Annotated in this window: 12 protein-coding genes; 5 read left to right on the top strand and 7 right to left on the bottom strand. The window is 72.2% G+C overall.

What is annotated here, in order from left to right:
* Positions 1-33: 33 nt before the first annotated feature.
* The 3 genes from M4D53_RS02735 to M4D53_RS02725 form a co-directional block, all read right to left on the bottom strand.
* Positions 34-2,130 carry a DUF11 domain-containing protein gene (locus M4D53_RS02735; protein ID WP_259951756.1) on the bottom strand — a complete coding sequence of 699 codons (2,097 nt, stop codon included), beginning with the start codon at positions 2,128-2,130 and terminating at the stop codon, positions 34-36.
* A 103-nt stretch (positions 2,131-2,233) separates the two neighbouring features.
* Complete coding sequence (locus tag M4D53_RS02730) at positions 2,234-3,655, bottom strand: sigma-70 family RNA polymerase sigma factor (protein WP_187662913.1); 1,422 nt, start codon at positions 3,653-3,655, stop codon at positions 2,234-2,236.
* Positions 3,656-3,774: 119 nt separating this feature from the next.
* Positions 3,775-5,346 (bottom strand): DUF5979 domain-containing protein, encoded by a 1,572-nt coding sequence (locus M4D53_RS02725; RefSeq protein WP_187662912.1) that lies wholly within the window; start codon positions 5,344-5,346, stop codon positions 3,775-3,777.
* A 498-nt stretch (positions 5,347-5,844) separates the two neighbouring features.
* On the opposite strand from M4D53_RS02725, the gene M4D53_RS02720 reads away from it, so the two are divergent.
* The 4 genes from M4D53_RS02720 to M4D53_RS02705 all read left to right on the top strand — a co-directional run bounded on the left by M4D53_RS02720 (position 5,845) and on the right by M4D53_RS02705 (position 10,108).
* Complete coding sequence (locus tag M4D53_RS02720; protein WP_187662911.1) at positions 5,845-6,582, top strand: SGNH/GDSL hydrolase family protein; 738 nt, start codon at positions 5,845-5,847, stop codon at positions 6,580-6,582.
* Positions 6,583-6,679: 97 nt separating this feature from the next.
* Positions 6,680-7,420, top strand: a complete 741-nt coding sequence (locus M4D53_RS02715) for a Type 1 glutamine amidotransferase-like domain-containing protein (RefSeq protein WP_187662910.1) — start codon at positions 6,680-6,682, stop codon at positions 7,418-7,420.
* The gene (locus M4D53_RS02710; protein ID WP_187662909.1) at positions 7,417-8,772 is read left to right on the top strand and encodes an anaerobic C4-dicarboxylate transporter family protein; all 1,356 of its coding nucleotides are present in this window, start codon (positions 7,417-7,419) and stop codon (positions 8,770-8,772) included. Before M4D53_RS02715 ends, M4D53_RS02710 begins: the two co-directional genes overlap by 4 nt.
* Before the next feature lies 1 nt (position 8,773).
* A complete protein-coding gene (locus M4D53_RS02705; RefSeq protein ID WP_259951755.1) occupies positions 8,774-10,108 on the top strand; it encodes a threonine/serine exporter family protein in 1,335 nt (444 codons plus the stop codon).
* Here the strand turns inward: M4D53_RS02705 and M4D53_RS02700 are convergent.
* The 4 genes from M4D53_RS02700 to M4D53_RS02685 form a co-directional block, all read right to left on the bottom strand.
* Positions 10,105-10,284 (bottom strand): type II toxin-antitoxin system RelE family toxin, encoded by a 180-nt coding sequence (locus M4D53_RS02700; protein WP_311198664.1) that lies wholly within the window; start codon positions 10,282-10,284, stop codon positions 10,105-10,107. The genes M4D53_RS02705 and M4D53_RS02700 overlap by 4 nt on opposite strands.
* 20 nt (positions 10,285-10,304) lie before the next feature.
* Complete coding sequence (locus M4D53_RS02695; protein WP_259951754.1) at positions 10,305-10,898, bottom strand: DUF305 domain-containing protein; 594 nt, start codon at positions 10,896-10,898, stop codon at positions 10,305-10,307.
* A gap of 68 nt (positions 10,899-10,966) precedes the next feature.
* The gene (locus tag M4D53_RS02690; protein WP_259951753.1) at positions 10,967-11,362 is read right to left on the bottom strand and encodes a DUF6153 family protein; all 396 of its coding nucleotides are present in this window, start codon (positions 11,360-11,362) and stop codon (positions 10,967-10,969) included.
* Positions 11,363-11,400: 38 nt separating this feature from the next.
* Positions 11,401-11,931, bottom strand: coding sequence for an ECF transporter S component (locus tag M4D53_RS02685; protein ID WP_259951752.1), 531 nt, complete (start codon positions 11,929-11,931; stop codon positions 11,401-11,403).
* Positions 11,932-12,032: 101 nt separating this feature from the next.
* On the opposite strand from M4D53_RS02685, the gene M4D53_RS02680 reads away from it, so the two are divergent.
* A complete protein-coding gene (locus M4D53_RS02680; RefSeq protein WP_259951751.1) occupies positions 12,033-14,594 on the top strand; it encodes a LuxR C-terminal-related transcriptional regulator in 2,562 nt (853 codons plus the stop codon).
* The last annotated feature ends 37 nt before the right edge of the window (positions 14,595-14,631 follow it).

Raw genomic sequence — 14,631 nt, 5'->3', positions numbered from 1 at the left:
AGGGAGGTCCCCCGTGGCTGACGCGATCAGTGGTTATCGGTGGGTCGCGCGACGCGCGGAGACGATGAGGAGCAGAGCTCCACCCGCCAGCAGCGCGATCGCGGGGAGGACGGAGAGCGGCGTGCCGCCCGTCTGCGCGAGCCCTGCAGCGGCAGGGGCACGGACGACGGTCGCCGCGCACGACCACTGCGCGTCGTCCGCGCAGGCGTGCGTCGCCGACAGCGGCGGCGGCGCGGGGAGGCCGGACAGGTCGTCCGGAACGACGATCCCGGCCTGGACAGCCGCTGCCCGCAGGCCGGCGATCATCGACTCGTCATAGGCGACGGTGGCGCGGTTGACGACGGTGCCCTCGGCGTCCCGCGGCAGCTGCGCGCGGAGGGTCATCGTGGCCGACTCCCCGGGGCCGAGCTCCGGCACAACCCAGCCCACCCTGTCCTGCACGGCGACGCCCCCGGTCGAGGCGGCGATGAACCGCGCACCGTCGGGCAGGTCGTCGACGACGGGGATCTGCGTCGCAGCACCGGGGCCGACGTTCGACACGGTGATCGTGTAGTCGAGGATGGACCCCGCCGGCGCGGCGGACTGCGCCACGGTCTTGTCGATCTCCAACGAGGCGAGCGGGGCCACCGCGGTCAGGGCGCATGCCTGCTGGGGGTCGTCAGGACACGGGGTGGTCACCGTCGGCGCGGGCGTCCCGTTCGGCGCAGCGGCGGAGTTCTGCACGGTGGCGCGGTTCACGAGCTGGGCCTCGTCGAGACCTCCCGGCGTCGTGCCGGTCACGTGCAGCACGACCTCGCCGCCGGCCGGGACCTCGGGGAGCGTCCAGTGGACGGCGCCGTCGGCGACCACGCCGCCCTGATCGGCCGCGACCGCGGTCAAGGCGGGCGGAAGGACATCGGTCACGGGGACATCGGTCGCCGGGGCCGTCCCGGCGTTGCCGACGACCAGGGTGTACGACAGCGCTTCGTCATGGCCGGCGACCTGCTTGTCGACGGTCTTCGCGAGGGACAACGCCGGCAGGGCGGCGACGACCGTGGAGGCGCAGGCGACACTCGCGTCGTCCGCACACGGCGTGGAGGACGTGGGCGCCGGCGTCTCGGCCGGGACACCGGCGGGGTTCTCCACCACGGCGCGGTTGACGAGGGTGGCGCCCGCGCCTGCGCGGTCGACGGTCCCGGAGACGTGCAGGGTGCTCGTGCCGCCGGCGGGAAGGGCGTCGATCGTCCAGGCGACCGCGCCGTCGGCGACCACGCCGCCTTGATCGGCCGTCGCATCGCGCAGCCCGGCGGGAAGCGTGTCGGTCACGGGCACCTGACGGGCCTCCGCCTCGCCGGTGTTCCGGACGGTGATGGTGTAGTCGAGGACGTCGCCCGGTGCGGCCGCGGCCTTGTCGACGACCTTGGCGATCGAGAGTCCGGCGACCTTCGGGTCCGGCGTGGCGGTGGCGGTCACCCCGAGGGCGTAGCCGTCCAGCGCTGCGGTCTGCGTGCCGCCGAGGGCGAAGCGGGCGACATCGAAGACGATCCGGGTGATCTTGGTGCCCGGGACGGTGAAGCTTCCGCAGCCCCCGGGGCGCGAGGCCGCGGTGCAGGAGATCCTCATGTCGCCGCGGGAGTAGCCGTCGCCTCCGTCCACGAAAGTGGCGCCGTCGGAGACGACCGCACGGGTGGCGCCGCCGTCGGAGGAGGCGAAGCGGATGCCGTCCGCGACCGAGATCCCGCCGAGTCCGGTACCGCCGGTCCCGGCGCCGAACTCGGCGATGTGGATCGCGGGATCGTCGACCGGGCGATCGAACGTGATCGTGAGCTGTCCCTCGCCGCAGCGCGACGACGTCCCGCAGTTCGCGTTCGAGTGGACGTCGAGCGTCGCGAGGTCCTTCGCCGAGACACCGGCCGCGTACATGGCGTCCGTGCCGCTCCAGGAGCTCAGCGTCTTACCCTCGCCGCCGAAGATGCGGGAGCCGCCGGCGAGTGTGTCGGTGGCGATCGTGCCGTCCGGCAGCGTGAACCGGCCGGTGTTCGCGTCGACGATGGTCGCGGCTCCCGTCGCGGCGTCAGCGGGTGCCGCGGCAGCGACGGTACCCAGGGCGAGCAGCAATCCGAGCACGAAGGCGCCCGATCGTTTCCTCATGGCGATGTGGTTCCAATCTCGATCTCTTCATCCGCTGGTATCCGGAGATGGCGGACTCCTACAGGACAGCGATCCGCGGGGGTGATTACGCGCGGTTCCGAAATCAATCCACGATGACCACCTCCGCGCTCGCCGCGCCGGAGATCCCGGCGATGTTGGACTGCGCGAAACTCAGGGTCACCGCGGTCCCGGCGGGCACCGGATAGGCGTCGACGCGGAAGCTCGCCTGCCATCGCTCGTTCGCCGCGCACGTCCCCGCCGCCAGGGTGGCGCCGTAGGCGGACACCGTGAGGTCGGCACCGACCTCGCACGCCACGGTCACGGACAGCAGCTCGGTGCGTGAGACCTGTCCTGGCACGTCGATGAGGACAGGAGCGCTCGGCACGCTCGCCTCGGGGGCGGGTTCCGGCTCCGGCTCCGGCGGCGGCGCTGCAGGAGCGGAGGGCTCCGGCGCGGCCGACGGCGGAGGGCTCGCGACCGGCGTCGCCGCCGGGGCGGATGTCGCCTCCGGGGATGGGACCGGGGTGGGTACGCTCCACGTCACGACCTCCGTGGCGGCGGGCGCCGCGACCACGGCGGTGCCCCCGACCACCGTGGCGGCGACGGTCGCCGCGAGCGTCGTCGCGGTGACCGCGGCCACGATACCGATGGTGGCCTTCGCCGCAGCGATACCTGCGACCGGAGCGGCGATCGCGGGCGGCAGCGGGGCGGCGCTGGCGGACAGTCCGGCAGATGTCAGCGACTGCCAGATCTGCGCACCGGCCCCCACCGTGATGCCGGCGGGGAAGAGGACGGACAGCATGCGCGAGCTGGCGTGACGCGCCTCCTCGGCCTTGGCGCGGCAGTCGGCGCACTCGTCGAGGTGGGCGTGCACACGGGCCGTGTCCCGGGGCGTGAGGCGCTGGCGGGCGTGCGCGCCCAGCTTCCCCATCGTCCACTGACACTCCCGGGAGGCCGGCGGGCGGGCCGCGACGTGCGCGGTGATCCAGGCCTGCCGGAGCCCCTCCCTGGCACGGAAGGCGAGGACCGCGGCCGCGCGCTCGCTGATGTCGAGGCGCTTGCCGATCTCGTGCATGGAGAGGTGCTCGACCTCGCCGAACCACAGCACGTCCTGCCAGCGCTCCGGCAGGGCCAGGATGGCCTGCGAGACGAGCGAGGCGTCGAAATCGGCGTCGGCCGCGGCATCCGTGCTGTTCGGGTCCTCCACCGCCTCGATGTACTCGATGGGCACCTCGCGACGGGCGCGGCCCCAGCTGATGGCGAGGTTGCGCATCGTGGCGAACAGGTACGGCTTGAACGCGGCCGTCGGCCCCTTCCCGGCCTGGATCGCCTGATAGATGCGGGTGAAGGACTCTGCGACGAGGTCGTCGGCATCGGCTGACCACCAGTAGCTGCGGGCCACGGCCGCCGCCGCGGGTGCGTAGCGCTCCCACAGCTCCGCATAGGCCTGCTCGTCACCCCCGCGGACCCGGTCCAGCAGGTCCGCGTCGCGTTCCCTCTCCTCGTCTCTGCGTTCGTCGCTCATGGTGTTCCCTTCCCCCGAGGGCCTGTGTCGGTGAGGTGACAAACCTCACCCGTGCGTTCTCGCGCCGACGCGGGGTGCGGTCCGACGGATGTCGGCCGCACCCCGCCCGGCGCGTGCGATCAGCGGTTCCCGCGGCGTGCGCGTCGCGCGGCCGCCAGCGCACCTCCTATCCCCAGAAGCAGCACCCCGGCGAGCAGACCCGCTGTCGCGATCTCCCCGCCGGTTGTGGCCAGCGAGCCCCCGGGAGTGCCCGCCGGCGTCGCCGGCGTGCTCGGCGTCGCCGGCGTGCTCGGCGTGGCCGGGGTGGCCGGCGTGCTCGGCGTGGCCGGAACGGGCGGCGGGGGCACGACGGCCACCGGGTTCTGCACGCCCACGGTGACGGTCTGGTCCCCCACCGTGAACCGCTCCGGGCTGATCACCGGCGTGCCCCAGGCGGTGCCGGCCACGGGCTCCGGCGCCCGCTCGCGGACCGTGACCTCCGCGCCGGCAGGCAGCGCCGGGCTCGTCACCGGCGATCCGGCTTCGAGATCGAGCACCCCCGAGCCCGCCGGGAAGCCCGGCCCCGCCGGGTACGTGTACTCCAGCACGTACCGGGTCCCGGCGGGGATCCGCTCGGTCGCGGCCGCCGGACCGCTGAGGGTCTTCAGCGCCGTGAAGCGCCCGACGCGCGTACCGTTCCCCGTCCCCGAGCCGCCGTGGCGGGTGACCTCCGACGTGACCGTCGACGATGTCTCGGTGCCGACCCGGATCTCGGCGGCGTTGCGGTAGGTGTCGGCCGCACCGTCGTCGGTCACCCGCGAGAGGTAGTGCACGTTGTAGAAGCCGCCCTCGACGGCGGTGAAGGTGACGGTGGTCCCGTCGGCGGAGACGGTGTAGTCGGCGGCAGCGACCTCGGTGACCGGCCCCGGGACGACGAGACCGCTGGGGAGGGTCTGCAGACCGGTGGCGACCCACAGCGACGGGTAGCGTTCCCCGGCGGCGGATTCGCGCAGGAGCTCCTGGTCGGAGCCGATGACGTCGGTGACGACGACTTCCTGACCCGCGGCCATGCCCTTCGCTCCCGCCCCGACGGCGACGTCCCACGCGATGGTGTCCGAGGTGTTCTGGTACTCCCCGCTCTTGAAGTCCGCGCGGCCTCGGAAGTCACAGTCGGTCGTGCAGATGAAGGGGTCCGGCTTCACATCGACGGAAGCGGTGACGTCACCGAAGTCGTAGGTGACCGTGGTGGTCTCGCTCACCTCGGTGGTCACCGTCGCCCAGAAGGAGAAGCCTCCGGAGAGACCGACGGGGTGCTCCTCGAGGTAAGCGCTGTCGATGTCGCAGACGAGCTGCGCGGCGGTCGTCACGCAGCGTCCCGCCTCAGCTCCCGCCGCGTCGAGCAACGGGAAGGTGTCCGGCAGCCCACGGAGGCCCTCGGGGAGCTCGACGACGAAGCCGGCAGGTGCGACCGGGTTGTCCGGCAGGGACCAGGTGCCGGTCAGCTCGGCCTTCGTGCCGCTGGCGACGGCCGTCTCCGTGAAGGCCAGGGACTCGACCGTCGCGCCGGTCGTGTACGGCGGGGCCGCGGTCGCCGCGACGGGGACGAGCAGGGCTCCGACGAATCCGCCGACGATCATGGCGACGGCGGCGACGCGGCGGGCGATGCGGCTCCGTCCCGAGCGGGGTCGGACGGGTGGCGAATGGGTCAGCATGTGTTCCTCCGGTGACAGCCGCGCACACGCGACGTGGGCACGGTCGAAGATGAGACACGGCGGGGCCCGACGTACTACGCGCGTTCCGCAGGATTGCGGAACGCGACGATGCACGCCGCACGTGTCTCCACGCCGCGCGGCGTCGCACTCTCTCCGCCCGCGGCGATGCCGCGGAGCTCTCCCCCGGCCCGCAAGGTTCCCCTCCCTCGCACAGGCCGCCAACGACGGTACCCCTCATGCGGCGCATCGCAGGTGTTCGCAGCCGCGCGTATATCGGCGTTCCGGAATGGGCCGACGGAACGCCCCGAGACCGGGGCTGTGCGGCGGGCCGGGGGAGCAGCCCGCCGCACGAGGGACTCGATTTCTCCACGTCGTCGGGTTGGGGATTCGACGACGTCCTGGGCCACGGATCCCGTCCGCGCTCACATGCCCAGCCTCGCCCCTCGGCAAACAGGACGGGAACGGCCCCTGAGCATTACGCCGGATAAGCTCGGAAACGTGCCGATCGCCCCCTCCGCCTCCCCTGCCACCGCCGACGACGACCTCCGCCGCCTCGCCGACGCGCTCCGCGACCCGGCACCGCTGAACTGGGTCATCACCGGCGACTCGATCACCCACGGCCTGGTGCACACCCAGGGCGGGCGCAGCTACCAGGAGCACCTCCACGAGCTGATCAGGGGCGAGCTCGAGCGCGTCCGCGACATCGTGCTCAACACCGCGATCAGCGGCAACCGGATCGTCGACATCCTCGACGACTGGGAGCGTCGGGTCGCGGGCTGGCAGCCGGATGTCGTCACCCTCATGGTCGGCACCAACGACGCCTCGGACGGCGGGCCCCGACCGGTGATCTCGCCGGACGACTACGCCGCCTCCCTGCATGACTTCGTGAGCCGGGTGCGCGAAATCGGCGCCATCCCGGTGCTCCAGACGCCGCCCGCCATCGACGTCCGCAACGCGCCGGAGCGGGCGCGGATCGCCGACTTCGCCGAGGCCGTCCGTCGGGTCGCGTCCGCGGAGGACGTGATCCTCGTCGACCAGTACGCGCACTTCGCAGAGCTGGGCGGTGGCGGGATGCCGTGGGGCCTCATGAACGACCCCTTCCACCCCAGCGCCGCCGGACACGCCGCTCTCGCCCTGGAGCTCGCCCGCGTCCTCGGCATCGCGCCGGAGGGACCGCGCGCCCGCACAGCCGCCCTCCTGGAAGGCATGGTCGGCACGGCTCGCGTCTTCGGCTGAGAGGCGCGGATTCACCCGGCCAGGGTGACCGCTCTGGACGGCGGTGACGGCGCGACGCTAGGTTGAGCGCATTCACACTCGACAGTGAGGTGGGGGCATGTCGCACGTCGTCGCAACCGGGGCCGGCAAGGCCATGATGGAACGTCGGAACGATCCGACGCACGAGTACATCCTGAAGCTCACCGGCAAGGAGCGGCCTCGGGTCCTCTTCGTCGGCACCGCGACCGGCGATGACACCGCCTACATCGTGAGCTTCTACTCCACGTACGACTCCGACAGATGCGCGCCGCACCACCTGCCGCTGTTCCATCGCGCCGTCGACGACCTGGCCGGGTTCGTGAAGGGCTTCGACGTCATCCACGTCGGCGGCGGGAACACCGCCAACATGCTCGACGTCTGGAAGCGTCAGGGCCTCGACGAGATCATGCGCGAGATGTGGGAGGACCCCTCGTCGAACGTCGTGTTCACGGGAGGCAGCGCGGGCGGCATCTGCTGGTTCGAGGGCGGCACGACCGACAGCTACGGGCCCACGCTGCAGGTGCTCCCCGAGGGTCTCGGGTTCCTGCACGGCAGCTTCTGTCCGCACTACGACGCCGAGGACCAGCGACGGCCGCTCTTCCACGCCTCCCTGCTCAGCGGCGAGCTCTCCACCGGGTATGCGGTGGGCAACCTGCAGTCGTTGCACTTCGAGAACAGCGAGTTCGTCACGGCGGTCAGCCCGGTCGAGAACGCGTTGGCGCTGAAGGTCGAGGCGGCCGACGGGAATATCGTCGAGACCGAGCTGCCGGTGCAGGTCCTCACCGGGGCGGCGCCGATCGTGAAGGGGCCGTCGTCGTGAACGACAGCGTCTGGATCCTCGTCGCCGAGCTCATCGTCGTCGTCCTGGCGATCTTCATGGGCACCCGCACGAGCGGGATCGGCCTGGGCGTGTGGGGCCTCGTCGGCGTCGCGGTGCTCGTGTTCGTGTTCGGGGAGGCCCCCGGCAACGCCCCCGTCGACGCGGTGTTCATCGTCATCACGGTCATCACCGCGGCCTCGACCATGCAGGCCGCCGGTGGCATCGACTGGATGGTGTCGGTGGCCGCGAAGGTCATCCGCAAACGCCCGAAGTCCGTCGTCTTCCTCGCGCCGGCGATGTCGTTCCTCTTCACGGTCGGCGCGGGGACCGGCAACATCTTCTACCCGCTGCTGCCCGTGATCTACGACGTCTCCTACCAGCAGAAGATCCGGCCGGAGCGGGCGCTGTCGGTCTCGGCCGTCGCCTCGCAGGTCGGCATCCTGTGCTCGCCGGTCTCCGCGGCCACCGCATCGATGGTCGTGCTGCTCGCGCCGCAGGGCGTCGACCTCGGCGGCCTGCTCCTCATCATGTGGCCGGCCTCGATCGCGGGCCTGCTCGTCGCCGCCCTGGTCATGATGCGTCACGGCAAGGACCTCGAGGACGACCCGGAGTACCAGAAGCGCCTGGCGGAGGGGCAGATCAAGCCGCCCACCGTCGACGCGCACGAGAACAAGCTCCCGCCGACCGCCGTGCTCTCGGCCTCGCTGTTCCTCGCCGGCGTCGCGGTGATCGTCTTCTTCGGCCTGTTCGAGAACCTCCGTCCGGTCATCGGCACCGATGACGACGGCGACCCGCTCCGCCTGAGCGTCACGGTGATCATCGAGGTCGTCATGGGCATCATCGCCGCGCTGATCTTCGTGTTCTGCAAGGTCAAGGCCGCCGACGTGCCGAAGCAGTCCACGTTCCCCGCGGGCATCGTCGGGGCCATCGCCCTGTTCGGCATCGCCTGGCTCGCCAACACGTTCGTCGCCGCGAACCAGACCCTCATCGTCGACGGGCTGGGCTCGGTCGTCTCCGGATCGTCCGCCTTCCTCGGCGCTCTGCTGTTCGCGCTGGCGCTCTTCGCGGTCGCCATGCTCACGACCAGCCAGTCGAGCGCCACGAACGCGATCGTCCCGATCGGCATCACGATCGGTCTGCCCGCCTCCCTGCTGGTGGGGCTGTGGCCGGCGGCGATGGGCATCTACACGCTGCCCGCCAACGGCAGCCAGGTGGCGACGGTCGCGTTCGACCAGACCGGGACGACGAAGATGGGCAAGTTCGTCATCGACCACTCGTTCCAGCTGCCGAACCTCGTCTACGTCGGCACGGCGATCGTCGTCGGGGTGGCGCTGTCGTTCCTGTTCACGTGACATGACCGACGTCGTCGACCGGTCGGCGCTGCGGCAGTTCCTCCTGGGACTGGCTCAGGGCATGAATGCATCGGCGGAGTCCGTCGACCGCATCCGGGACACGATCGCCGAGGTGGCCACGGCATCGGGGGGAGACGGCGCCGACTTCGTCGTCCTGCCGACGATCATCATCGTGGAGACGGGGGACGCGGGGGAGCAGCGGGTCGCGTTCCGGTCGGCCACGAACGCCTCGTTCCGCTTCGACCAGATCGCCGCGCTGTACGACCTCATCGCGCAGGCGAAGACCGGCGCCGTGGACCCGCTGGACGGCATCCGGCGGCTCAACGAGATCGGCGCGATGCGCCCGCGGCTCGGCTGGTTCACCCGTACGCTCGGGCATGCCATCCTCACGACCGGCCTCGCGCTCCTGCTCGCGCCGACCTGGCAGGGCGCGCTCGTCGCCTTCGTGCTCGGGTTCGGGATCGGCCTGCTCAAGCTCGTGCGCTCCCCCACACTGCAGCTGGTCATGCCCATCGCCGCGGCCTTCGTGTGCGCCGCCGCGGTGTTCCTGCTCGCGGAGGTGATCGAGATCGGCGACCCGATCCGGCTGCTGATCGCGCCGCTGGTGACCTTCCTCCCCGGCGGCGTGCTCACCACGGCGACGGTCGAGCTCGCAGCCGGACAGATGATCTCCGGTGCGTCCCGCCTCATCTACGGGTTCGTGCAGCTCGCCCTCCTCGCCTTCGGCATCCTCGCCGCGGGCGCGGTGGTGGGCGTCTCGAGCGACTCGTACGAGGCGCTCGACGCCTCCTCGTCCTACCTGCCCTGGTGGGTGCCGCTGCTGGGCATCCTCGTGTTCGCACTCGGCAACTACCTGCACTTCTCCTCCCCGCCGTCCACATTCGGGTGGGTGCTGCTCGCCCTGGTCGTCGCCTACCTCGGCCAATGGGCGGGAACGGAGTTCATCGACCCGGCGGTCGGCGGCTTCGTCGGCGCGGTCGCCGTCACGCCGGTCGTGTTCTGGATCGCCGGGCTGCGCCACGGGGCCCCGTCGCAGCTCACGTTCCTCCCCGCGTTCTGGCTGCTGGTGCCGGGAGCGGCGGGGCTGGTGGGACTCACCGAGGCGGTGGCGACCGACAACGGTCTCGCCGACTTCACCGCCGCCCTCGTCTCCGTCATGTCGATCGCCTTGGGTGTGCTCATCGGCACGGCGCTCTACCGCGTCGTGCACCACGGCGCGGAGGAGTTCGTCCAGTTCGCCGTCGCCCCGCCGCCCGCGGAGGACGAAGAGCCCGCGCCGACGCTCTGGCACCGCCTGTCTGCCCCGCTGCGCCGCCTGCGCCGCCGCGATCGCTAGCGGTACACCTCGCGACGGTGGCCGGCGTGCACGACGACGACCGTCAGGATCCCGTCCTCGATCCGGTAGAGCACCCCGTAGTCCCCCGTCCGCACCCGCCACTCCGGTCGGCCGGTGAGCTTGCGTGCCGCGGGGGGCCGTGGGTCTTCGGAGAGGAGCTCGATGACGGCCTGGATACGTCGGGACCCGGTGCCGATCAGAGCGTGGCGAGGATCTCCTTCATCTCCGCGATCTCCGCGGTCTGCGCGTCGACGATGTCCTGCGCGAGGGCGACCCCGTCGGCGTTCTCGCCGTCCGCGACCTCCGTCTCGGCCATCTCGACCGCGCCCTCATGGTGGGCGATCATCTGCTCCAGGAACAGCCGGGACGCCTCCGGGCCCGCGGCGGCTTCGAGCGCGGCGAGGTCGTCGTCGCTCATCATGCCGTCACCGCGGTCCATTTCCGCGGGGTCACCCGCCTCGGCACCCCAGTCGTCGAGCCACCCCTGCAGCTGCTCGATCTCCGGGCCCTGAGCGGCCTTGATGCGTTCGGCGAGGTCGGTCACCCGTGGGTCGACGTCATCCTTCGCGAGCACGATGTCCGACATCTCGACGGCCTGCTCGTGATGGACGATCATCATGGACGCGAACATCGCATCGGCCTCGTTCGCTCCGGCCAGCGGGGCGTCCGAGGTGGAGTGATCCATACCGGAGTGGTCAGCCGGTCCCGCGGGTGCGGCCGAGGCGCATCCCGCGAGGGCGAGGGTTCCGACCAGCACGAGGGCGGCGGCGGCAGCGGTTCGATTCTTCATTTCTCTCTCATCTCTGTCTGTCGGAAGGGCGTCCGCGGTCGCGGAGCCCGGGCGCTCACCAGCGCCGATCAGGTCCGACTGATGCAGAGGACGTGGAGTGAGGGGGGACGGAGAGGGGCGGCGGCGGTTCCCGCGCGCACGCGGAGGGCGCGCAGCAGGGGAGCGATCACGGCCGCGCGGGTGGGGCGCAGCACCAGGAGCAGTCCGCCGAGGAGCGCGAGGACGCAGGCCGCGCCGCCATCCCCCGCGGAGTCGTCGGGGGCGACGGCCGCCTCGGCGACGGACACCGCATGCGCCGCCGACGCCGAGGGGTGCCCGGGCACCGGTGCCGCGTGGCCCGCCATCGCGTGCGCTCCGGGGGTGCCGTGCGTGTCGAGCGCGTGCATGCCGAGGAGCCCGAACACGACGCCGCCCACGAGGAGGACGACGAGCAGCGCCCTCTGGAGCACGCGACGACCGGCCATGGGTTCACTATACCCAGTGGGGGTATAGTGAACCGCAGTCAGCGGGCGACGCCCGCGCGACGCAGCAGCCGGCGGACGGCGAGAACGACTCCCGCCACCGCGAGCTCCCCGAGCACCCGGCCGAGCAGCGTGGCGATGAGCACCGGCAGGACGAGGTGCTCCGGGGAGAACACCGGGAGGGCCACGAGGAAGAGCACCACCCCGGTCACGGCGCCGGCGAGCAGGACACGACCCGGGCGGACCGCGGCGTCGCGCCGGAACGGCAGCGCGAGGTCGAGGACCGCGCCGCCGAGGACGAGCGGCACCACCCCGAGCAGCCCGATGGGGGACACCGCGAGCGTCAGCACCCCGGTCACGAAGGCGGCCAGCGTCGCCATGCCAGGGACCCGGGTGACGACGCGGGCGAGGAAGGGCAGTGCGGTGTGCACGGCCGCGACCAGGGCATACGCGGGAGGGGAGGCGGCGGCCAGCACGCTCGTGACCGGGACGACAGCCAGGAAGACGAGGGCCTGAACCGCGCCGAGGGCTGCGCTCACGAGCAGGGCGCTGGTCGGCACACGGCGGGACACGGGCGATATCGGACCACTCACTCCTCCGAGCCTAGAACTCCCGGCGCCCCTCGCTCCGCAGCGTCCTGCACCGTGCGGGTTTGGATATCGTAGGGGTGGGGATGCGTACCTGGGGAGGGACGATGCCGACTTTCGGCGCGCAAGGGGACACGAGGTTTCCGCGGGTTTCCGCGCACGTGATCGGGCGTCCGCGGCTGAACGCGGTGCTGGATGCCGGGGCTCCGCTCACGCTGCTGCGCGGCGCCGCGGGCTCCGGGAAGACCACCGCCCTGGTCGGCTGGGCCTTCACCTGCTCCGCCCGGGTCGTGTGGCTCACGGTCACACCGGCCCTGGCGACGAGCCCGGCACTGGCATCTGCGCTGCTGCGGGTGCTGCGCGGCACGGACACGGACACGGGCGCAGGCAGCACCGATCCGGCCACCGGGGACGGCTGGCCCGCCGTCGGGCACTACCTGTGCGATCACGAGGAGCCTGTCGTCATCGTCCTGGACGACGCCGCCGCGCTCGACCGGGATGCGGTCTTCGACCTCTGCCGCACGGTCGCCGTCCCGTCGCACGTCCGCCTGATCGTCGCCACGAATCGCCCCAGTCCCTTCGACAGCGACGGCATCGGCCTCGTGATCGACACCGCGCTGATCTCTCCGGAAGACCTCGCGTTCGACACCGACGAGATCCGCCGCGCTCTCGACGTGGACGAGGACACCGCCGTCGCCGTGCGGGCGGCCACCGAGGGATTCGCGGCGGTCGTGCGTGCCGTCGCTCTCCGCGGCCGTGCCCCCGACGGCACGACGATCGTGGAGGTCGCGACGGCGGCGGTCGACGACTACCTCCGCAGCCGCATGGAGGAGGGCACGTTCGGCGCCGGCGTCCTGGAGGGTCTTATCCGGATCAGCATCACGGACACGGTCGACCTGCCGTTGGCGCAGGCCCTCAGCAGCGATCCGGACATCGGCACGGCCCTCGACGAGGCCGAGGCGTTCGGCTTCGGCCGATGGTCGACGGACTCCGGGCGCCGGACCTTCACGATCGCCGCGCCGGCCCGCACCCTGCTGCGTCACGACCTCCTGCGGCGGTTCCCCGCCGAGATCCGCGTGCTCCGACGCCTCGCGATCGAGGGCGCCCTGCGCCGCGGCGCCCCCTTCGAAGGACTGCGCCTCGCGATGGAGGAGGACGACCTCCACCTCGCGGCCCACGTCATCATGTCCGGGTGGAGCCACCTCCTGGACCACGACGGTCGCCGGGTCGTGGCGCTGCTGGGCGACCTGCCTCTCGCCCGGCTGAAGCAGGAGCCGCTGGTGGCCATGCTCCTGGGCATCTGCCTCAATGCCAACCGGCTCCGGCGGGTGCGCGGACTGCAGCTGCTGCGGATGGCGATCTCCGCCGCGAACGCCCGTCGGAACACGCTCTCGCCGACGGAGCGCCTGTTCATCTGGACTGCCGAGAGTGCGGCGCTGCGCGTGATCGGGATGCCCGACAGGGCGGGGCAGGTGGCCGCCCGCGCGCTGGCTCTGTTCACCGAGACACCCGAGTCCCAGTGGGAGCAGTACGCGATGGAGATGCCGCTGCTGTGCACGCACCTCGGCATCTCGCTCTACTACGGCGGCCGTCGGGAACAGGCCGTGCGCCTCTTCGACGAGGCCGCCGCCCTCGCGGCGTCGCAGGGCAGCGGGAAGGCGTTCCACGCCGTCAGCCTCCTCGGCGGGATCCACGCCCTCAACGGCGATCTGCCGGAGGCCCGGCACTATGTCGAGATCATCCGCGACGGCTCGTGGGATCCCGCGCAGCTGGACGGCTACCGCGGCACGTTCTACCGCGTCGCCGAGGCGATGCTGGCGGTCGAGGACGGCGACCTCGCCGCAGCCAAGCACCACGCGCGCGCCTTCCTCCCGCACCGGGCGACGAGCGAGCACTGGACGACGATGGCGACGGTCGAAGCCTGGATCGCGCTGCACGAGGGCGATGCCGCCGGTGGGCTGGAGCGACTGGAGTCGTTCGCCCGGCTGCGCGGACGCGAGGCCGGCTCTCCGCCGGCCCGCCAGGCGCTGAGCCGCCCGCGGATCCTGCTCCACCTCGCCCTCGGCGACATCCGCGCCGCGCGCGGCATCAAGCAGCGCGACGCCGGGGCGGACCGCTTCGGCACCCTTCTGGAACGAGCCAGGGTCGCCCTGATCGACGGTCGCGCGCCCGAGGCGGCGCGGCTCCTCTCTCACACGCGCCTCGAGCCGACGACCTCGCGCGAGCGCGCGGAGGCCGCGGCGGTGCAGAGTGCAGCCCTCCACCGGGTCAGTCCCGCCGCCGCGCAGGCCGTGACCGAGGCGCTGAACGCCCAGCTCGCCGACCGCGGACTGCGCACCCCGCTGGCGCTGCTCAGCGCCGAGGATCTCGCCGCCGTCCGCGCCGACCTCGCTCCGATCGGCGGCGCGCCGCTGCCCGGCCGATCCGCGTTGCCATCGTTCGCCGCCCGCCCGAGGCTGTCCTCGCGGGAGCAGGTGGTGCTGCACGCGCTCACCACCGGGGCGCCGCTGCCCGAGATCGCCGCGGAGCTCCAGGTCTCGCCGAACACCCTGAAGACGCAGCTCCGCAGCATCTACCGCAAGCTCGACGCGGCCAACCGTACGGAGGCACTCGAACAGGCCGCCCGGCACGGCCTCCTCCGCGGATGACGAGAGCCCCGCCCGTCGCAGACGACGGGCGGGGCTC

It is taken from the genome of Microbacterium meiriae (assembly GCF_025143875.1).
GTDB classification, from domain to species: domain Bacteria; phylum Actinomycetota; class Actinomycetes; order Actinomycetales; family Microbacteriaceae; genus Microbacterium; species Microbacterium meiriae.
Note: the sequence above shows the minus strand (reverse complement) of the source record. Positions and strands in the feature narration are given on the sequence as shown.

Coding starts and splice junctions, on each gene's coding strand:
- M4D53_RS02735 (WP_259951756.1), bottom strand. CDS start 2,130: ATGAGGAAACGATCGGGCGCCTTCGTGCTCGGATTGCTGCTCGCCCTG.
- M4D53_RS02730 (WP_187662913.1), bottom strand. CDS start 3,655: ATGAGCGACGAACGCAGAGACGAGGAGAGGGAACGCGACGCGGACCTG.
- M4D53_RS02725 (WP_187662912.1), bottom strand. CDS start 5,346: ATGCTGACCCATTCGCCACCCGTCCGACCCCGCTCGGGACGGAGCCGC.
- M4D53_RS02715 (WP_187662910.1), top strand. CDS start 6,680: ATGTCGCACGTCGTCGCAACCGGGGCCGGCAAGGCCATGATGGAACGT.
- M4D53_RS02705 (WP_259951755.1), top strand. CDS start 8,774: ATGACCGACGTCGTCGACCGGTCGGCGCTGCGGCAGTTCCTCCTGGGA.
- M4D53_RS02695 (WP_259951754.1), bottom strand. CDS start 10,898: ATGAAGAATCGAACCGCTGCCGCCGCCGCCCTCGTGCTGGTCGGAACC.
- M4D53_RS02690 (WP_259951753.1), bottom strand. CDS start 11,362: ATGGCCGGTCGTCGCGTGCTCCAGAGGGCGCTGCTCGTCGTCCTCCTC.
- M4D53_RS02680 (WP_259951751.1), top strand. CDS start 12,033: ATGCGTACCTGGGGAGGGACGATGCCGACTTTCGGCGCGCAAGGGGAC.